The organism is Enterobacter sp. CCUG 70166 (genome assembly GCF_020224095.1).
GTDB classification, from domain to species: Bacteria; Pseudomonadota; Gammaproteobacteria; order Enterobacterales; family Enterobacteriaceae; genus Enterobacter; species Enterobacter intestinihominis.
Genome location: NZ_NRIQ01000033.1, coordinates 15249 through 33853 on the forward strand (window position 1 = coordinate 15249; position 18605 = coordinate 33853).

An 18605-nucleotide genomic window follows, 5' to 3' on the forward strand; every position below is an offset into this window, starting at 1 on the left:
TAATTAGTTACAACATACTACTGATATAGCACAACACGCCGGGTCAGGCCAGCGTGCGGTTTAGTTCAGGCAGGTACGGGAAGAGGAATGTTGTGATAGATCGGCCAGCTAAAGACGAACCGGGCCCCGCCCAGCTCGCTCGCTTCGCAGCGAACCGAACCGCCCATCGCCTGGGCAATAGAACGGACAATAGCCAGCCCCAGACCACAGCCGCCGGTAGCACGGTCGCGGCTGGGGTCGAGGCGCACAAACGGCTCGAAAACTTTTTCACGCTCCGCTGGCTCAATACCGGGGCCATCGTCTTCCACACACAGAATTGCCTGGCTCCCCTGCAAATCTAAACCTATGCGCAGCGTGGTTTCGCTGTAGCGCATGGCGTTGTTCATCAGATTATCCAGCACGCGTTCCATCAGGCGCATGTCCAGCGCGCCGTACGCGCCGGGGGTAATGGCTGTCAGCAGTTTTCGCTGAGGGTTAACGCTCTGCACATCGTTAATATGCGTCTGTAGCCAGACGGGAAGATCCGGCGTACTGAGGTGCAACTCCGTCTGAGGCCGATCGAGGCGGGCATAGGTCAGCAGCTCTTCAATCAGCGCTTCAAGCTGGCCAATATCCCGATTGAGGGCCTGAGATTCCGCGGCGGTGAGGTTCTCGCTCATCTCCAGGCGATAACGCAGGCGTACCAGCGGAGTGCGCAGTTCATGCGCAATGCCGTCGATAAGCTGCTTCTTGCTGGCAATCAGGGCGTTGATGTTATCGGCCATCTGGTTAAAGGCAATACCGAGACGGTCAAAACTGGAACCACTGTCGAAATGTATGCGTTCAGTTAAATGACCCTCCCCAAAACGCTGTGCGGCGGATTCCAGTTTCAGCATGTCCTGCCAGTGCGGTCGCATCCAGATGAATACAGGGAAAGCGAGCGAGATGGCAATAAAGCCCAGCAGGGCGAGATCCAGCAGGCGCATCTGGTGCAGGTAATAGAGATAGGGCACTGGCCCGACGGCCAGGACATAGTGGCTGCGCGGAATACGCTGAATGAAGGTATATTTCTCGTCCAGGGCGACGATGTCTCCATCGCGCAAACGCTGCATCGCCGGCGGCGCTAAATCAAAATCCTTCAGGGGTTCGATACGCAGATCAAACGACAGATTCAGATCCAGCTCTTTTAACGTACGTGCCCAGTCATGCGGAGGAATTTCGCGCAGCTCGCTACGCATCAGGTAGAGCGAGCTTTTCATCAGATCGTCCAGGGATTGTCTGCCCGCACGCTCTGCGGTGAACTTATAGACCAGCCCGACCAGCATGGTCATCACCAGAAAGCAGACAAACAGCAGTAAATAAAACTGAACAAACAGCTTCTTCATTAATTTCACCGAAACAGGGGCTTCACTACACGTCTTTTACCAGCAGGGTCGCTATGGGCGCAAGTCAGGCATGATGCGTTGAAAAGGGGTATTCGTCGAAAGGTAATAAAACACGGCATCGCTTTATTCCATCAATGCCCGGGTAATCCGTTTACGCTTCGCTATACGAGTTTATTTACGATTAAGAGTATTTGTGAATCAGAATAACAATGACAAAGGCCACCTGCGGGTGGCTTTATTTATGGCGTTTACCAGTGAGAGGTATCCGGCGCAAACGGTGCGACAAAGAGACTTATCTTTGTAACCTGAACATTACCAACATTCGTTAATGTCTGGATTTGACTGTGCTGACAATCAGTGGATTCGTGGCAAACCCATGCGGACACTTACGCGCGTTGCAATGCACCGCGTAGGTACATATCTCCTCTTCCTGGTTTCGATTGTATGGGCAGGCCATCTTGTTTTTAATTTCACTCCATAACATCTCGTTGTAAGGGGAGATGTTGTATATCGATATTGGCTTGAAAACACCATTAATGAAGACGCCATTCTTTGTCGGATATATCCTATCGCCGGGGTACAAATAGACATCGCTTTCATACCAAATGATGAGTTTCAAGAACTTGAGTCCCAAGATGCTTGAATAAACGATCCCCGTGTTAGGACAAATTACCGAGCTAATGACTCTCCATGACATTGCTATACCTCGTTCATTAAATAATTGAGAGAGTATAAGGTTTAGCATGAGAATTAGATTTCTGCAAACGCGTAAGCTATTGAAAAAGATCGATATTATTTATATGCTAACTATATCCCCTTTGTTTTCATAAGGATAAGATAATAATTTAGTCAATTGTAAAGTTCATTTTTAACACAATGTGCATTTAAGTGACGGATTTTTGATCGATGATGGTTCCTGAACTGCTGAATATATATTGTACTATAGCAATGAAATACATTAGAGCTACTTTTGTTTACGCGAAAAATGCACATCGAAATTGAACAGGTAAGAGGAATGTGATCAAGGGATATTTCATGACTAACGATGCATATAATCGAAAACTTACGACGTATACCGATAACATTCCTGATGCATCGCAAGTTATTTTTCGAAATTTACTGTGTAGTTTTTTTTCAGGTTTCCCATGCGTGCGGGGCAAACAGGTAGCCCTTATTACGTACGGTTTTAATGCGGTAGGGCTCGGTGGCGCTGTCCTGCAGTTTTTTTCGCAGGCGAGAAATCGCCACATCAACGCTACGATCCATTCCGTCGTAACTTACGCCGCGCAGATTTTTCAGCAATGCATCCCGGTCCATAATTTGCCCGGCATGAGTTGCCAGCTCCCACAGCAGGTCAAAATCTGCGGTTGAGAGCGCAATCAGCTCCCCGGAAAGCATAACCTGTCGGTTGACCGGGTCGATAGAAAGCGTGCCGAACCGCATCGCCTTATGCGGCGTTAAAGAGGGCGCAGGCGCTTCACGCTCAGCGCTGGCACGCTGACGCAGATGAAGGCGCAAACGGGCAAGCAGGACCGCCGGCGGCGTGGTTTTCAGGATGTAGTCATTCGCGCCCATCTCAAGGGACAGAATATGATTCATATCGCTGTCGAGAGAGGTCAGCAGCACGATCGGGCCGTCCCACTTCGCGCGTAGATCCCGGCAAAGCGTCATGCCATCTTTTCCGGGCAGCATAATGTCCAGCAACACCAGGTCCGGATTTTCGCGGGTGACGACGTCTTCAGCGCGATCGCCACGAGGTTCGACAACCACTTCAATATCATGTTTACCCAGATAAGCGGCGATCAATTGTCCCACTTCGGGTTCATCTTCAACATAAACAATCTTATTCATACTACGTCTGTCATCGCGAAAAACGTCAACATACACCGCACAACCTTAACCTTCCATTAATCTTTCATAATTAGCCGGAGTTCCGTTATCCTGCACGGGAATGTTATTTGATTGTTAAGGGAAAAGAATGGGGCTGTTGATCAAAGCCGCGCTGGGTGCGCTGGTCGTGCTGCTGATTGGGGTGCTGGCTAAAACGAAGAACTACTACATTGCCGGGCTTATCCCGCTGTTTCCCACATTTGCGTTAATCGCGCACTATATTGTGGCCTCTGAGCGGGGTATAGAGGCGCTGCGGGCCACCATTGTATTCGGGATGTGGTCAATCATCCCGTATTTCATCTATCTGCTGTCGCTGTGGTACTTCACCGGTTTTCTGCGTCTGCCCCTGGCGCTGGGCGGGGCGGTGGTCTGCTGGAGCCTCAGCGCCTGGGTGCTCATCTTCTTCTGGAGCCGCTTTCACTAGCGCAGCGGGCGGCCACCGTCCACGGCAAACGTCCTTCCCGTGACGTAACAGCTGGTCAGCAGATAATCGATCAGGTCGATCACCTCTTTCTCGCCGGGCGCAATTTTCATCAACGACTTGTTAAGCGCCTGCTGACGATACTCGGCATCATCGCCCTCGTTAAATAAAATCATCGCCGGGGCAATCGCGTTGACTTTTACCTCGGGGGCCAGCTTGCGCGCGAACGAGCGAGTCATATTATCCAGCGCGGCTTTGCTGGCCGCGTAGGCGATGTGTTTATCGCTGCCTCGCTCCACCACGTAATCGGTGAAATGGATAATGTCGCCTGCGGCATGGCCGTGTCCGCGTAGCAGATCCTGTAGGGCATGGTTGAGCAGATAAGGCGCATTAACGTGGATCTGCATCATGCAGGCGAGCGTTTCGCTGAGCGAATGTCCTGCTTTTTCAGGAAGCCAGGTACTGGCGTTGTGAATAACCGCCCGCAGCCCGCGGGTGGTCGATTTCACTTTTTCCGCGAAAGCAAGAATACCTTCATCCGTGGAGAAATCCGCCTGAATGCAGACGGCTCCGGCATGTCGTAGCCCTTCAATGGAGGGATATTCCGTGCGGTAACTGACGATAACCGGATGGCGAAGATTGAGAAAGTGATGGGCGAGGGCGAGGCCGATGCGACGGCCTGCGCCAGTGATCAATATTGGGCGTTGCTGCGTGTGTCCCATCGTAATCTCCTTTTCAGTTCAACAATGGGACAGGCGGCGCTATCCCATTAACATCCACGTTGCCGGTACGGCAGCGACTAACAGCAAACCTATCAACGCCATTTCGCGGCGCTTAAGGGCATTATCAAGCTGATGCGTACGGCGAGCGTAGATAAACACCAGCAGGCCTGGCGCGTAGAGCACCACGGACAGCAGCAGATGCATCGGGCCGGAAGCATACAATAACCATAGACCGTAAATACAGGCACCTACGCCTACCGCATAGTGTGCCGGGCGGGTCGCAATTTTTAACAGATATGCGCCCACTAAGAAATAGGGTACCAGAATCATCTCGGAGGCGATGGTCAGCAGCGTGTTATAGTCCGAACCTGTGAGCCAGATCAGCACCAGACAGACCTGCACGCTGACGTTGGTGAGCCACAGAGAGGCCGATGGCGCACTGTTTTTATTCTGACGGGCAAACAGGCGCGGGAACGCTTTGTGCGTGGCGGCCAGGAACGGAACTTCCGCCGCCATAATGGTCCAGCTCAGGTACGCGCCGCAGACGGAGACAATCAAACCTGCCGCGATAACCACATCACCCCAGGGACCGAGCATTTTCACCATCAGCCCGGCCATGGACGGATTACGCATCTCCGCCAGTTCAGGGCGGGCCACCACACCGAGCGACAGCAGCGTCACCAGCAGATAAACGCCCAGCGCCGCCAGGACGGCCAGCAGCGTGGCGCGTCCCACGTCGCGTTTGTTACGCGCGCGGGCAGAGACCACGACGGCACCTTCAACACCGATGAACACCCACAGGGTAATCAGCATGGTATTTTTCACCTGCTCCCAGACGGGAACGCCCAACGCAATACCGCTGAAATCGAGCGTAAAGACATCGAGACGGAAGGCGAGGAAGGCCAGCACGACGAACAGGCCAAGCGGCACCAGCTTGGCCAGCGTCGCCACCAGGTTAATGCTGGCCGCGGTCTGAACACCGCGCAAAATCAACCAGTGAACAATCCACAGCAGCACCGAGGCGCCGACGATGGACTGCCAGGTATTGCCGTCACCAAACAGGCGCAGTTCGGGCGTATCGGTAAAGAAACTGAGCGCCGAGAAGACGATAACCAGATAGGAGACGTTGGCGATCACCGCGCACAGCCAGTAGCCCCAGGCGGAGCAGAAGCCAATCAGCTCGCCAAAACCTTCACGGGCGTATGTGAATATTCCGCCGTCCAGATCCGGTCGGATACGGGTCAGCAGCAGCATGGCGAACGCCAGCAACAAAATCCCGACGCCGGTGATGCCCCAGCCAATCAGTAATGCGGCCGGGCTGGCGACGGCCGCCATGTTCTGCGGCAAACTGAATACGCCCGCGCCCAGCATTGAGCTCAATACAAGTGCAGTTAACGCACTCAGGCCAAGTTTCTTTTCCATTGGCTTCCTGTTATGAAAAGTCCAAATCCAGAATAATTATTTCGCTAAGGCGCATAAAAATGGTGGATCACGCTAAGGCGCGGGATTTTACGGAGTGTGACGGATGCATGCAATGACATGGGGCAGAAATCAGAAAAAAAGTAACAAAAAAGGCGGCACTGCGCCGCCTTTATGAAACCGTTTTGTTACTTGTACAGATCGGCACTGATGGTCAGGTTGTTGCCACGTTCCTGCCACTGGCGGGTGATGTGGTAATACTTCGCGCCTTTCTTCGCAGCACGCTTCGCCACCTGATAGGAGATTTCTGTCATGTTGCCATAGTTGCCCGTAAACTTGATGCTGTCGAACGGCACCATCTGCGCGGCAGTGGCTTTGTTCAGCTCTTCAATTTTCGTGCCGTCTGGTAACGTAACGGTATAACGACCGCCTTTGGTGGATTGGGTTTCAAAGAAACGACCCACTTCAGCGCTTGGTGCCGCAGACGTTGCTACGCCCGGAATTTCAACTTTCTTCGCTTCTTCACCGCCTTTTGCTAACGCAGCACGACCGGCTTCTGAATCCGCTGGAATCGCATCCGGGCTTTGCACTACGCGTTTTTTCGCATCTTGCTTATAGATGAAGGCGGTAATGCGCTGGTTTCCGCCCTGGTTGGCATCAACCTGACGCACGATATAAAACGCGTAAGCGCCTTTTTCTCTCGCGGCTTTGGTGATGGCATCGTTAACTTCAGGCTGGCTGCGGTAGAAGCCCTGAACGGTCACGGTGTCATACGGTTCCAGCTGAACAGCCTGATCTTTCGGCAGTTCAACAATGCCGTTAATCACGCGGTTTTTCTGTTCATCTGCCTTTGGGGCATTCTCTTTGTACAGCGCAACAGTCACGCGCTGGTTACCGCTGTTGCCCTGATCGGACTGGTCAACAACGTAAAACGAGGCAGCGCCGTTTTTATCGGCGGCTTTTGATGCGGCGGCGACGGCATCGCCAATGGAATTATACCGACCCACAATGACCGTATGGTCAAAAGGTTTTAACGCTGCCGCTTGCTCCGGCGTCAACTCTGTCGCAGCATTCGCTGACAGGGCGGTCGCGGAAAGAAGTGCGGACGCCAGGAGTGTGTTCTTAAGCTTCATAAAAATAATCCTTCGCCTTGCGCAAACCATGTACTGGTGTTGTTGTTAATTTGAGACGGTCCCGATTATGGCATTTAACACCCGTCGCTGTCTGCGGCATTTTTCACAGCCTGTGCTCAGTAAAGGACCTGATTCGATAACATTTTGTGATATGTGGAAAAAACAGGCGTTTCACAAGAAAAACTGATTAAGCATATGACTTTTACAAGTTAATTTAATGTTAATGAGTTGTTCTTTTATGGCGCTATATCATGTTTTTACCGCTTCGCTGCGCGATTTATCGGTCCTGAAGGCGAATTTAAGGTAAATATCTCTGTCAGTGACCCCGATCGCTTATTTTTCACAGATAAAATAAGAAATAGTGTTTTCTGGCGGTAGATCACGGGCGCTATTTTCAGTAGGTTATAGAAAGTTTGTTACTGTTTTATTTTCCGGGGTTAATCATTCTCCGTCGTTATCGCGATGGTGAAAATTGATACGAACCGCGGGCAATTATCGACAAACCATCATCACAAACCGATGGAAGGGAAAACTATGCGTATTGGGGTACCAAAAGAACGGTTAGCCAATGAAACCCGCGTAGCGGCAACACCAAAAACGGTGGAGCAACTGCTTAAACTGGGTTTTACCGTCGCGATTGAAAGCGGCGCGGGCAAACTGGCGAGTTTCGATGACGAGGCCTTTACTCAGGCTGGCGCGGACGTAGTGGACGGTGCTGAGGTCTGGCAATCACCCATTATTCTGAAGGTAAACGCACCGGAAGAGAGTGAAATTGAACTGCTGAACGCGGGCACGACGCTTGTGAGCTTTGTCTGGCCAGCCCAAAACCCGGAGCTGATGGAGAAGCTGGCGGCACGCGGTGTCACCGTGATGGCGATGGATTCCGTGCCGCGTATTTCGCGCGCGCAGTCTCTGGATGCGCTGAGTTCTATGGCAAACATTGCCGGCTATCGCGCCATTGTCGAAGCTGCGCATGAGTTTGGTCGCTTCTTTACCGGTCAAATTACGGCCGCAGGCAAAGTACCACCCGCGAAGGTGATGGTAATTGGTGCCGGTGTGGCAGGTCTTGCCGCTATTGGGGCCGCAAACAGCCTGGGCGCTATTGTTCGTGCGTTTGATACCCGGCCGGAAGTGAAGGAGCAGGTGCAGAGTATGGGCGCCGAATTCCTTGAGCTGGACTTCAAGGAAGAAGCGGGCAGCGGTGATGGTTACGCGAAGGTCATGTCTGAAGCCTTTATTAAGGCGGAAATGGCGCTCTTTGCGGCGCAGGCAAAAGAGGTGGACATCATTGTCACCACCGCGCTTATTCCGGGTAAACCGGCACCGAAGCTGATCACCCGTGAGATGGTGGATTCCATGCAGCCGGGCAGCGTGATTGTCGATCTGGCGGCGCAAAACGGCGGTAACTGTGAGTATACCGTGCCAAATCAGGTCACGACGACCGCGAACGGCGTGAAGGTGATCGGTTATACCGACCTGCCAGGACGTCTGCCAACCCAGTCCTCTCAGCTGTACGGCACGAACCTCGTTAATCTGCTGAAGCTGCTCTGCAAAGAGAAAGACGGCAACATCACCGTTGATTTTGATGATGTGGTGGTGCGCGGCGTGACCGTGGTGCGTGAAGGGGAAATCACCTGGCCTGCACCGCCGATACAGGTTTCCGCTCAGCCTCAGGCTGCGCCGAAAGCGGCGCCTGAGCCTGCAGAACCAGCGAAACCTGCGTCGCCGTGGCGCAAATACGCCATCATGGCGCTGGTCATTATCCTGTTTGGCTGGCTGGCGGACGTCGCGCCAAAAGAGTTCCTTGGCCACTTCACCGTCTTCGCGCTCTCCTGCGTGGTGGGTTACTACGTCGTGTGGAACGTTTCCCATGCGCTGCATACCCCGCTGATGTCGGTTACCAATGCCATCTCCGGGATTATCGTGGTTGGGGCATTGCTGCAAATTGGTCATGGCGGCTGGATCAGCTTCCTGAGCTTCATTGCAGTGCTGATCGCCAGTATCAATATTTTCGGTGGTTTCACCGTGACTCAGCGCATGCTGAAAATGTTTCGTAAAGGCTAAGGGGTAGCATATGTCTGGAGGATTAGTTACAGCCGCATACATTGTTGCTGCAATCCTGTTTATTTTCAGTCTGGCGGGGCTTTCCAAACACGAAACGTCTCAGCAGGGAAATAACTTTGGTATCGCCGGGATGGCGATTGCGCTGATTGCCACCATCTTTGGGCCGGACACCGGCAACGTGGCGTGGATCCTGGTGGCGATGATCATCGGTGGTGCGATTGGTATTCGTCTGGCGAAACGCGTTGAAATGACCGAGATGCCGGAGCTGGTTGCTATTCTGCACAGCTTCGTGGGTCTGGCCGCGGTGCTGGTGGGCTTCAACAGCTATCTGTACCACGAACCGGGTCTGGAACCGATTCTGGTGAACATCCACCTGACCGAAGTGTTCCTCGGCATCTTCATTGGTGCGGTGACCTTCACCGGCTCAATTGTGGCGTTCGGCAAACTGCGCGGGAAGATCTCTTCCAAACCGCTGATGCTGCCTAACCGCCACAAGCTGAATCTGGCGGCGCTGGTCGTTTCCTTTGTGCTGCTGGTGGTCTTCGTGCGTACCGAAAGCGTAGGCTTGCAGGTGCTGGCGTTACTGGTGATGACCATCATCGCGCTAGCCTTCGGCTGGCATCTGGTGGCGTCTATCGGCGGGGCAGATATGCCGGTAGTCGTCTCCATGCTGAACTCCTACTCCGGTTGGGCAGCGGCAGCAGCAGGCTTTATGCTGAGCAACGACCTGCTGATTGTCACCGGTGCGCTGGTCGGTTCTTCCGGTGCGATCCTGTCTTACATCATGTGTAAGGCGATGAACCGCTCGTTTATCAGCGTCATCGCGGGTGGCTTCGGTTCTGACGGTTCATCAACCGGTTCTGATGAGGAAGTGGGTGAACACCGTGAAATCAGTGCGGAAGACACCGCAGAGATGCTGAAAAACTCGCATTCCGTTATCATCACCCCGGGCTATGGCATGGCGGTGGCGCAGGCGCAGTATCCGGTGGCGGAAATCACCGAGAAACTGCGCGCGCGCGGTATCAAGGTTCGCTTTGGTATTCACCCGGTGGCGGGGCGTCTGCCAGGCCACATGAACGTGCTGCTGGCGGAAGCGAAGGTGCCTTACGACATCGTGCTGGAAATGGACGAGATCAACGATGATTTCGCCGACACCGACACCGTGCTGGTGATTGGCGCCAACGACACCGTTAACCCGGCGGCGCAGGACGATCCGCGCAGCCCGATTGCGGGTATGCCTGTTCTCGAAGTGTGGAAGGCGCAGAACGTCATTGTCTTCAAACGCTCTATGAACACCGGCTATGCTGGCGTGCAGAACCCGCTGTTCTTTAAAGATAACACCCACATGCTGTTTGGCGACGCCAAAGCCAGCGTGGATGCGATTCTGAAATCTCTTTAATTCCGCTTCATCCTGACAAACCGCCCCCGGGGGCGGTTTTCTTATTTCTGCGGTCAGCCATTCTCCTCTGTCTATACTTTACCCTTTGTGTAATACGAGGAGGTGTAATGCAATTTCTGTCCCGCTTTGACATCATCGCGCTGATGATGACGCCATCATTCTGGATTGGCGTCGCCACGGTAGTCTTTGTAACTCTGCTGGTGTACTGGCTGCTGACGCGCCTGATCGCCTTTGTTAAGAGAGGGATCACCACCTGGGGCGACAAGCATCCCACCACCAACCGGATGCGCTTTATCCTGACGGATATGCTTAACCGCACCAGCCGCTTCCTGCTTTTTGTCGTGGCGCTGCTGTTCAGCCTGCGTTTCGTCGACTTACCGGATCATCTCTTTGGTACCGTGAGCCACGCCTGGTTCCTGGTCTTCGCTATCCAGGTGGCGCTGTGGATGGATCAGGGGGTGGTATCGTGGCTTCGTCACGTCATGCTGGCGCCGGGAAGCCATAAAAACCCGGTGACGCTGGTGATCACGGGGCTTATCCTCCGTGCCATTGTCTGGTCAGTGATGCTGCTGTCTATTCTTGCTAACGCGGGCGTCAACATCACTGCTCTGGTTGCCAGCCTTGGGGTAGGGGGTATTGCTATCGCCCTCGCGGTGCAAACGATCCTGAGCGACGTGTTTGCATCGCTCTCCATCGGTTTTGATAAGCCGTTCGAAATCGGCGATTTTGTGGTGTTTAACGATGTCGCCGGGACGGTAGAGCACATCGGCCTGAAAACCACCCGTATCCGTAGCCTGAGCGGGGAGCAGATTGTTTGCGGGAACGCCATCCTGCTGCAACAGACGCTGCATAACTACAAGCGGATGCAAACGCGCCGGATCGTCTTTACCTTCGGGGTCGCCAGCGACACGGCGCCGGAAAAACTGCGTTCAGTGGGTGATATGGTCAAACAGATCATTACCGACGTCGGGGAAACGAAGTTTGACCGCGCCCATTTCCTGGGCTTCGATCGCGATCGCCTGACCTTCGAGGTGGTCCATATTGTTAATACGGCTGATTACAACAAGTACATGGATATTCAGCAGGAGATCAATATTCGTATTCTGGAGGGGCTGAACCAGCAAGAGATCAAGCTGGCGCTGCCGAGCATGGTTCTGCACGCGCCCTGGATGAATGCTGGCGACGAGGCACCGGCGCAACGGTTGAGCGAAGCGCAATAAAAAAAGCCCGCCGTTACCGGCGGGCTTTCATTTTGGGGTCAATCGTCTTCCTCATCGTCCAGTTCAACCGGCGTCTGATACTGATCCGGTTTGATAACCAGAAGGTCGCAGCGAAGATGGTCGATCACCTGCTCGGCGGTATTACCCAGGAACGCGGCAGAAATACCGGTCCGGCCAATGGTGCCCAGCACCACAATCCCGGCCTGCAAATGCTCCGCCAGATCCGGAATAACCTCTTCCGGTAACCCTTTTTCTACGTGGGTCATGTTCTCATCGATACTGAATTTCTGGCGCAGCGCTTTCATGGCCAGCAGATGCTGACCGCGAATCGCGTCGTTATACACGCTCGGGTCAAATTCAGGCAGTTCGATGGCGATATTGATTGGCGTAACCGGATAGGCACCCACCAGATGGACTTCAGTGTGGTTAACCTGGTCGGCAAGCTGAAGGGTCTCCTTCACCAGCTTCTCGTTCAGCGAATTGTGATAATCCTCTTCGCTGGCCAGATTGACCGCCACGACGGCTTTCCCGCCCTCAGGCCACGGCTGATCTTTCACCATCCATACCGGACAAGGGCATTTGCGCAGCAGGTGCCAGTCGGTCGGGGTGAAAATCACGGATTCCAGTTTGTCATGCTGGTGCGCCATTTTCAGCAGCAGGTCATGCCCACCGGCCACCACTTCCTGAATAATGGCTTCAAAAGGACGGTTGTGCCAGACCACCTTGATATCGATAGGTACGCCCGCTTCCAGATAATACTTCGCCTGCTCGCGGATCCACGCGGTACGCTGGCTGATCACTCCCTGACGCATAGCGGTGCGCTCGTCAGGCGACAGAAGGGTGGTCATCTCGTATGAGAAGTCATAAATCGGCAAAAAGGCTTTAATTTTGCCACCAATCCGTTGATGTAAATACACAGCACGTCGTAATGCTGGCTGATCGTCCTGATTCGGATCGATAGCCACCAGCATATTTTGATACTTTGCCATACAGGTCTCCTTACTACTGTCACCACAGTCTGTAAGTAAAAGAGTAACCTATATATCTTGAATGAAACAGGGGGGAAGTTTTTGCCAGATCAATAATTATGAAAATTTATCGACCTGGCATAAGATATCCGGGAGAGTTATGCCACGTTACGTGAGTGACCCGCCAGAATGGCCAGCGCTTCACCGTTTTCAATGGTGATGTACTTACCTTTAACCGCCAGCATTCCGCTCTTCTGGAAACGACCCAGCAGACGGCTGATGGTTTCCACGGTCAGGCCCAGATAGTTACCAATATCGCCACGCGTCATGGTCAGACGGAATTCGCGTGGGGAGAAGCCACGTTCCGCGAAACGGCGGGAGAGGTTATAGATAAAGGCGGCCAGACGCTCTTCGGCATTCTTTTTGGAAAGCAGCAGGATCATATCCTGATCGCCTTTGATCTCACCGCTCATCAGACGCATCATCTGCTGACGCAGGTTCGGCATCTTACCGGACAGATCGTCCAGCGTTTCAAACGGGATTTCACAAACCATAGAGGTTTCCAGGGCCTGAGCAAAGCTCGGGTGATGGCCACTGCCGATGGCGTCAAAGCCGACTAAATCGCCCGCCAGATGGAAGCCAGTGATCTGCTCGTCGCCCTGTTCGGTAATGGTGTAGCTTTTGATGGTGCCAGAACGGATAGCATAGAGCGATTTCAGTTCGTCTCCCGCTTTAAACAGCGTCTGCCCTTTCTGAATAGGCTTTTTGCGCTCGATGATATTGTCAAGCTGATCGAGTTCATGCTCATTCAGAGTAAACGGGATACAGAGCTGGCTGATGCTGCAATCCTGGCAATGGATAGCACAACCGCCAGACTGAATGCGTCGTATAATTCGCTTTTCCGGGATCATAGGTTTGCTCAAGCCTTAATTGATATTGGTCAATTTTAACATCTTTTTGGTAAGGACGTAAGTCTGGCAAACCCCCAATAAAGACAAGAGACGGCAGCGAGTTGCCATCTCCTTGAAATTCCACAGAATGATTAAGGATTATTAGCCTAACAGGAAGAAAATTAAGCACAAAAAGCCTGGGAATTACAGCAGAAAATACCCTTCGTGACGCAGCAGCCACTCTTTACGCTGTACGCCCCCGGCATAGCCGATGAGGGTGCCGTTGCGCCCGATCACGCGATGGCAAGGCACCACAATGCTGACGGGATTTGAGCCATTCGCCGCACCGACTGCGCGCGCCGCGCCGGTACGGCCAAGCTGCTCTGCCAGCTGACCGTAGTGCATTACCTGTCCGCAGGGAATATTACGCAGCGCCTGCCACACCTCGCGCTGGAAAGGGGTACCCGCCGTGGCGGTTGGCAGGGTATTAATAATGCTGAGATCGCCCTCGAAGTAGGCCGTCAGTTTATCGCTCAGCCCGCCAGGATTATGGGCAGTAATACGCTCGTAACCCTCGGCGCGATAATGGATGTTGAGCAGCTCAACCATCCGGTCGCTGTGCTCTTCCCACTCAACCGCGCGCAGATTGAACGCTTCATCCGCGATAACCCACAGCGGCCCCAGCGGCGTCGCAATCTTATCTTCGAGTAATCTCAGCATCAGTACTCCTTAGTTCAGCCTCGGGTAAACACCCGGTCCAATCGGCAGGCCGACAAGATACCACGCCACCAGCATCACCAGCCATACCCCTAAGAAAATAAGCGGATAGGGCAGAACCAGCGAATAGTAGGTACCCAGCTTAGCCTCCGGTCTGTAGCGTTGCAGGAAGCCTAAAAACAGCGGAACGAAGGGTGACACGGGCGCCAGCGGGATCACTGAGGAATCGGCGACACGGAACAGGATCTGGGCGAATGCCGGATGAAAGCCGAGCATCATAAACATGGGGACAAAAATGGGGGCCAGAATCGACCAGATGGCCGACCCGCTGGCAATAAACATGCACAGCAGGGACGACAGCAGCGCCAGGCCGACAAACGCCGGAACCCCGCTCAACCCCGCCGCCTCCAGCGCGTCCGTCAGGCTCACGGCCATAAACTTGCCCATGTTGCTCCAGTTAAACATGGCCACAAACTGCGCCAGCGGGAACACCATCACGATAAAACCCGCCATCTCCTTCATCGGCTCGATCATCAGGTGCGGCAGATCTCCCTGACGGCGGATTTTACCGGTAGCGATGCCGTAGGCGAGCGAAACGACGAAGAAGAAGAGAATTATCAGCGGCACAATACCCTGAATAAACGGCGAGGGAAGTACGGTGTGTTTGATCGGATCGCGCAACACGCCATTCTCCGGCACCACCATCAGCGCCACAGCCGCAATGAACGCCAGCGAGACGATCCCGGCGACGCGCAGGCCGAACTGCTGCTCTTTGCTCAGCGTCTCCAGCTTTTCATCGCTCCGGCCTTCCCATTTACCCAGGCGCGGCTCAACGATCTTATCGGTAATCAGCCCCCCGACAATCGTCAGGACAATCACCGAACTGGCCATAAAGTACCAGTTGTCGATCACGCTGACGTGCATGGCCGCATCGATGGTGCTGGCTGCCTCCGTGCTGATGCCGGAGAGCAGCACATCGGTGGTCACAATAAGCAGGTTAGCGGTAAACCCACAGCCGACGCCCGCGATCGCTGACAGCAGGCCCGCAACAGGATGACGGCCAACGGCGAGGAAAATCAGCGCCCCCATCGGCGGCATGATCACCAGCGCCGCGTCGGACGAGATATGGCTGAAGAAGGCAATAAACAGCACCATATAGCTGGCATAACGCGCGCTGACGTGCGAGGCCATTTTCACCATCAGCGCGGGCAGCAGACCCACGCGTTCGGCCAGACCAGCGCCTAACACCAGCGCCAGGATGGCGCCCAGCGGCGCAAAACCGCTGAAGTTTTTAATCACGTTCGGCAAAAACCAGTGCAACCCCTCCACGCTGAGCAGATTTTTTACGGCCACCATGCTGCCGTCGGCCGGACTGCGCACGCTCACATCAAAGGCGGACAGCACGGCTGTCGCGACCATCAGGATGACAATTAAATAGATAAAAAGCAGGAAAGGGTGCGGCACTTTATTACCGATCCTTTCAACCCAGCCATAGAGCTTACCGGATGGGGAATGCGAAGGTATGGATGACATACTCATGGGCGTTCCTCGGGACTGTTGTTGTGTTGTGTTGTGTTGTGTTTTTTTATTTTAAAGGTGACGGTGTCACGTCCTGCGGGATCGGACACTCGTACGGTTTTTCTGTTATGTGTTGTTCGAATTCTTCCCGACATTTTCGCAGCAGGTCGGCATCCTGAAGCAGATGCAGCGCGGTCGCGCCCATCACTTTTCCGGCCAGCAGCATGCCTTTATGGGCAATAGAGGTACGCCCCTGCGCCACCAATTGCCAGGTGTGCAGCGGGGTGCCGACGGTAAAACAGGGGCTAAAGCACTGTGCGACAGGCATCTTCCAGCTGACATCCCCCACGTCGGTGGAGCCAGCCAGCACGTTATCGGTGATGGCGTAAGGGGCAACTTCATCCACCAGCAGCGTCTCCTGATGGCGTCGGGCAAAGGCTTTTCCCTCTTCGGCTCCCGTTGCGGCAATGTTTTTCAGGCTGTTTTGCAGGTCGTTTGCCGTGAGCGTGGCGCGGATTTCACGGGCAAATTCGCGTTCTTCTTCCGTCCAGTCCGGCGTGCCGTAATGCTGCAATGCGCGGTACATGGCCGCTTCGAGCGTACGGTTCGGCAGATAGCTGGAGCAGGCTTTATCAAAGCGACACTCGACTGTGGTTTCGGTCATCATCGCCGCGCCCTTGGCGATTTTCTCGATGCGCGCGTAGATCTGCTGCGCATCGGCCATCTCCGGGGCGCGGATCAGGTACAGCACTTCTGCCTGGGCCTGCACCACGTTAGGCGAAATTCCGCCGGTATCGGTGATGGCGTAATGAACGCGCGCTTTTTCAATGATGTGTTCGTTGAGGAAGTTTGTGCCGGTGGTCATCAACGTCACGGCATCCAGCGCGCTACGTCCCAGATGTGGGGAGTTTGCGGCGTGGGCGGCGATCCCCTTAAACCGCCAGGCGGCCTGAATATTGGCCAGCGTGCTGACGTTAAACATCCCGGCAAAGGCTTCCGGATGCCAGGTCACGGCAGCGTCCACATCGTCAAATAATCCTTCACGCACCATAAAGGTTTTACCGGAGCCGCCTTCCTCGCCGGGGCAGCCGTAAAATCGTACCGTTCCGCTGCCGCCGTGCTGTTCCAGCCAGCTTTTCACCGCCACCGCACCGGCAAAGGCAGCAGTACCCAACAGGTTATGCCCGCAGCCATGGCCGTTAGCCCCCGGGGTGGCGGATTGCGCCGTCGCGCAGTGCGCCTGCTGGCTCAACCCGGCCAGGGCGTCGTATTCGCCCAGAAGGGCGATAACGGGCTTGCCGCTGCCGTAGCTGGCAATAAAGGCGTTGGGAATGCCTCCGGCTTCCCGCATCAGGGTAAAGCCCTCGGCTTCCAGCGCGCTGGCAAGCCGTTCGGCGGACCAGAACTCTTCAAAGCGCGTTTCGGGATGATCCCAGATGTCGTCGGCAATATCGGTAAACGTCTGACATCGCGTGTCGATGGCATCAGCGATAAAAGCGTAGTTCTCCTGCATTACACACCTCGCGTCCACGGGAAATTAAGCGCAGTTCGCGCCAGTGTTTCGATGGCAACGTTCATCACCTGCTCATCAAAATCGAATTTTTCGTTGTGATGTCCGGCGCTCAGTTCGGTGCCGAAGACCATATACGAGGCCATGCCGCCGTTCTGCTGCACGCGGGCCATCATTAGCGTGGCATCTTCGGAGCCCGCAGGCGCTTTGACCTTATTAATGGCATGAGTCACGCCGGGCACCTGGATTGCCTGTTCGCGCAGAAAATCGACCCAGGCCGGGGAGGGGGCACTGGAGGTCGCCGCCCCCATCAGGTTTATCCCGGCTGTTACGCCGTAGAGCGCCGCCGCGCCGGTAATCACCGCCTGCGCGCGCTCAAAGACATAATGATTAATCGCCTCGCTTTCGCCGCGGGTTTCAACCTTAAGCAACGCATCAGCCGGAACCACGTTGCGTCCGCTGCCCGCCTGCATGACTCCGACGTTAACCCGGGACGCGCCTTCGCTGTGTGGCGCGATGCCATGCAGCGCGATAGCGGCCTGGGCCGCCGCGAGCAGGGCGTTACGGCCCTCTTCCGGTTTACCGCCAGCGTGTGCGGCAACGCCGGTAAAGCGCACGTCAAATTTGGTGGTCGCCATGAAGTTATCGCTGCCGCAGATCACCGTCCCTTCCGGAACGCCGGTTCCAATATGAATGGCGGTAAAGTAGTCCACGTCGTCCAGCGCCCCTGCAGCGACCATAGCGCGGGCGCCGCGCGTACCCTCTTCGGCAGGCTGGAAGATCAGTTTGATGGTGCCGTTGAGCTGGGCTTCATGCTGCTTAAGCACCTGCGCCAGCCCCAGACCAATGGTGGTGTGGCCGTCGTGCGCGCAGGCGTGCATCATGCCCGGGTTGCAGGAGGCAAAACCGTCGCGGTACGGCCGGTGGCTGTCGTCATGCGCTTCGCTCAGATCAAGCGCATCCATGTCCACGCGAAAGGCCAGCGTCGGGCCGGGGCGACCGGTATTCAGGGTCGCGACAACGCCGGTGAACCCGCCTTCGAACGGCGCGAGCCATTTTTCCGGTGCGCCTTGCGCGCGGGCGCGGGCAAATTCCCGCGCCAGGGTTGCGTCATCGGGCAACCCCATCCGGCTTTCGGCATCCACGACATCGCGACCCATCGCCAGCTCGTAACCCAGCGAGTCCAGGATCTCCGAGACTTTCGCGGCAGTGCGAAACTCCACCCAGCCGGATTCCGCGAAATGGTGAAAATCGCGACGCCATGCGCTCAGTTGGGGGGCTAATGTGTGGATGTACTGCGCCAGTGCGTTCATATCTTTTCCTGTCATCATTAAAATATGTGAACTGCTTCACGCTGTGATAGTTTTTAC

16 protein-coding genes are annotated in these 18605 nt (G+C 54.7%); 4 read left to right on the forward strand and 12 right to left on the reverse strand.

Annotation, left to right across the window (positions count from 1 at the left end; genetic code table 11):
- Positions 1-65: 65 nt before the first annotated feature.
- From rstB to rstA, 3 genes are all read right to left on the reverse strand, one after another.
- Entirely contained in the window at positions 66-1364 is a 1299-nt protein-coding gene (rstB, locus tag CKK19_RS13595) for a two-component system sensor histidine kinase RstB (protein ID WP_038415962.1), read from the reverse strand.
- A 325-nt stretch (positions 1365-1689) separates the two neighbouring features.
- Complete coding sequence (iraM, locus tag CKK19_RS13600) at positions 1690-2109, reverse strand: anti-adapter protein IraM (RefSeq protein WP_048966459.1); 420 nt, start codon at positions 2107-2109, stop codon at positions 1690-1692.
- Positions 2110-2498: 389 nt separating this feature from the next.
- Positions 2499-3215, reverse strand: a complete 717-nt coding sequence (gene rstA, locus CKK19_RS13605; protein WP_032671147.1) for a two-component system response regulator RstA — start codon at positions 3213-3215, stop codon at positions 2499-2501.
- Positions 3216-3342: 127 nt separating this feature from the next.
- Between rstA and CKK19_RS13610 the strand changes: the two genes are divergently transcribed.
- Positions 3343-3678 (forward strand): GlpM family protein, encoded by a 336-nt coding sequence (locus tag CKK19_RS13610; protein ID WP_022647934.1) that lies wholly within the window; start codon positions 3343-3345, stop codon positions 3676-3678.
- On the opposite strand, the gene folM is transcribed toward CKK19_RS13610, so the two are convergent.
- From folM to ydgH, 3 genes are all read right to left on the reverse strand, one after another.
- Entirely contained in the window at positions 3675-4397 is a 723-nt protein-coding gene (gene folM, locus CKK19_RS13615; protein ID WP_023306085.1) for a dihydromonapterin reductase, read from the reverse strand. The two genes, CKK19_RS13610 and folM, sit on opposite strands and share 4 nt — an antisense overlap.
- A gap of 39 nt (positions 4398-4436) precedes the next feature.
- The gene (locus CKK19_RS13620) at positions 4437-5819 is read right to left on the reverse strand and encodes an amino acid permease (RefSeq protein ID WP_063150615.1); all 1383 of its coding nucleotides are present in this window, start codon (positions 5817-5819) and stop codon (positions 4437-4439) included.
- A 185-nt stretch (positions 5820-6004) separates the two neighbouring features.
- Positions 6005-6949: a DUF1471 family protein YdgH gene (gene ydgH / locus CKK19_RS13625; protein ID WP_022647937.1), complete on the reverse strand. Its 945-nt coding sequence runs from the start codon at positions 6947-6949 to the stop codon at positions 6005-6007.
- 534 nt (positions 6950-7483) lie between these two features.
- Here ydgH and pntA point away from each other — a divergent pair.
- The 3 genes from pntA to CKK19_RS13640 all read left to right on the forward strand — a co-directional run bounded on the left by pntA (position 7484) and on the right by CKK19_RS13640 (position 11632).
- Positions 7484-9013, forward strand: a complete 1530-nt coding sequence (gene pntA / locus CKK19_RS13630) for a Re/Si-specific NAD(P)(+) transhydrogenase subunit alpha (RefSeq protein WP_017384575.1) — start codon at positions 7484-7486, stop codon at positions 9011-9013.
- 10 nt (positions 9014-9023) lie between these two features.
- On the forward strand, positions 9024-10412 hold the full coding sequence (pntB, locus tag CKK19_RS13635) for a Re/Si-specific NAD(P)(+) transhydrogenase subunit beta (protein ID WP_022647939.1): 1389 nt from the start codon (positions 9024-9026) through the stop codon (positions 10410-10412).
- A gap of 107 nt (positions 10413-10519) precedes the next feature.
- A complete protein-coding gene (locus tag CKK19_RS13640; protein ID WP_045308488.1) occupies positions 10520-11632 on the forward strand; it encodes a mechanosensitive ion channel family protein in 1113 nt (370 codons plus the stop codon).
- A 38-nt stretch (positions 11633-11670) separates the two neighbouring features.
- On the opposite strand, the gene uspE is transcribed toward CKK19_RS13640, so the two are convergent.
- The 6 genes from uspE to CKK19_RS13670 form a co-directional block, all read right to left on the reverse strand.
- Positions 11671-12621 (reverse strand): universal stress protein UspE, encoded by a 951-nt coding sequence (uspE, locus tag CKK19_RS13645; RefSeq protein ID WP_003857535.1) that lies wholly within the window; start codon positions 12619-12621, stop codon positions 11671-11673.
- A 137-nt stretch (positions 12622-12758) separates the two neighbouring features.
- Positions 12759-13511 carry a fumarate/nitrate reduction transcriptional regulator Fnr gene (fnr, locus tag CKK19_RS13650; RefSeq protein ID WP_000611906.1) on the reverse strand — a complete coding sequence of 251 codons (753 nt, stop codon included), beginning with the start codon at positions 13509-13511 and terminating at the stop codon, positions 12759-12761.
- Between the two features lie 183 nt (positions 13512-13694).
- Positions 13695-14210, reverse strand: coding sequence for a methylated-DNA--[protein]-cysteine S-methyltransferase (gene ogt / locus CKK19_RS13655; RefSeq protein ID WP_063854107.1), 516 nt, complete (start codon positions 14208-14210; stop codon positions 13695-13697).
- Positions 14211-14219: 9 nt separating this feature from the next.
- Complete coding sequence (abgT, locus tag CKK19_RS13660) at positions 14220-15746, reverse strand: p-aminobenzoyl-glutamate transporter (RefSeq protein ID WP_045622841.1); 1527 nt, start codon at positions 15744-15746, stop codon at positions 14220-14222.
- A gap of 46 nt (positions 15747-15792) precedes the next feature.
- Positions 15793-17238: a M20 family metallopeptidase gene (locus CKK19_RS13665; protein ID WP_063854106.1), complete on the reverse strand. Its 1446-nt coding sequence runs from the start codon at positions 17236-17238 to the stop codon at positions 15793-15795.
- Entirely contained in the window at positions 17238-18548 is a 1311-nt protein-coding gene (locus CKK19_RS13670) for a M20 family metallo-hydrolase (protein ID WP_225455158.1), read from the reverse strand. Before CKK19_RS13670 ends, CKK19_RS13665 begins: the two co-directional genes overlap by 1 nt.
- Positions 18549-18605: the final 57 nt, after the last annotated feature.

Bases quoted from the DNA above. Each gene is read 5' to 3' on its own strand.
- rstB (WP_038415962.1), bottom strand. From the start codon at position 1,364: ATGAAGAAGCTGTTTGTTCAGTTTTATTTACTGCTGTTTGTCTGCTTT.
- iraM (WP_048966459.1), bottom strand. From the start codon at position 2,109: ATGCTAAACCTTATACTCTCTCAATTATTTAATGAACGAGGTATAGCA.
- rstA (WP_032671147.1), bottom strand. From the start codon at position 3,215: ATGAATAAGATTGTTTATGTTGAAGATGAACCCGAAGTGGGACAATTG.
- CKK19_RS13610 (WP_022647934.1), top strand. From the start codon at position 3,343: ATGGGGCTGTTGATCAAAGCCGCGCTGGGTGCGCTGGTCGTGCTGCTG.
- folM (WP_023306085.1), bottom strand. From the start codon at position 4,397: ATGGGACACACGCAGCAACGCCCAATATTGATCACTGGCGCAGGCCGT.
- CKK19_RS13620 (WP_063150615.1), bottom strand. From the start codon at position 5,819: ATGGAAAAGAAACTTGGCCTGAGTGCGTTAACTGCACTTGTATTGAGC.
- ydgH (WP_022647937.1), bottom strand. From the start codon at position 6,949: ATGAAGCTTAAGAACACACTCCTGGCGTCCGCACTTCTTTCCGCGACC.
- pntA (WP_017384575.1), top strand. From the start codon at position 7,484: ATGCGTATTGGGGTACCAAAAGAACGGTTAGCCAATGAAACCCGCGTA.
- pntB (WP_022647939.1), top strand. From the start codon at position 9,024: ATGTCTGGAGGATTAGTTACAGCCGCATACATTGTTGCTGCAATCCTG.
- CKK19_RS13640 (WP_045308488.1), top strand. From the start codon at position 10,520: ATGCAATTTCTGTCCCGCTTTGACATCATCGCGCTGATGATGACGCCA.
- uspE (WP_003857535.1), bottom strand. From the start codon at position 12,621: ATGGCAAAGTATCAAAATATGCTGGTGGCTATCGATCCGAATCAGGAC.
- fnr (WP_000611906.1), bottom strand. From the start codon at position 13,511: ATGATCCCGGAAAAGCGAATTATACGACGCATTCAGTCTGGCGGTTGT.
- ogt (WP_063854107.1), bottom strand. From the start codon at position 14,210: ATGCTGAGATTACTCGAAGATAAGATTGCGACGCCGCTGGGGCCGCTG.
- abgT (WP_045622841.1), bottom strand. From the start codon at position 15,746: ATGAGTATGTCATCCATACCTTCGCATTCCCCATCCGGTAAGCTCTAT.
- CKK19_RS13665 (WP_063854106.1), bottom strand. From the start codon at position 17,238: ATGCAGGAGAACTACGCTTTTATCGCTGATGCCATCGACACGCGATGT.
- CKK19_RS13670 (WP_225455158.1), bottom strand. From the start codon at position 18,548: ATGAACGCACTGGCGCAGTACATCCACACATTAGCCCCCCAACTGAGC.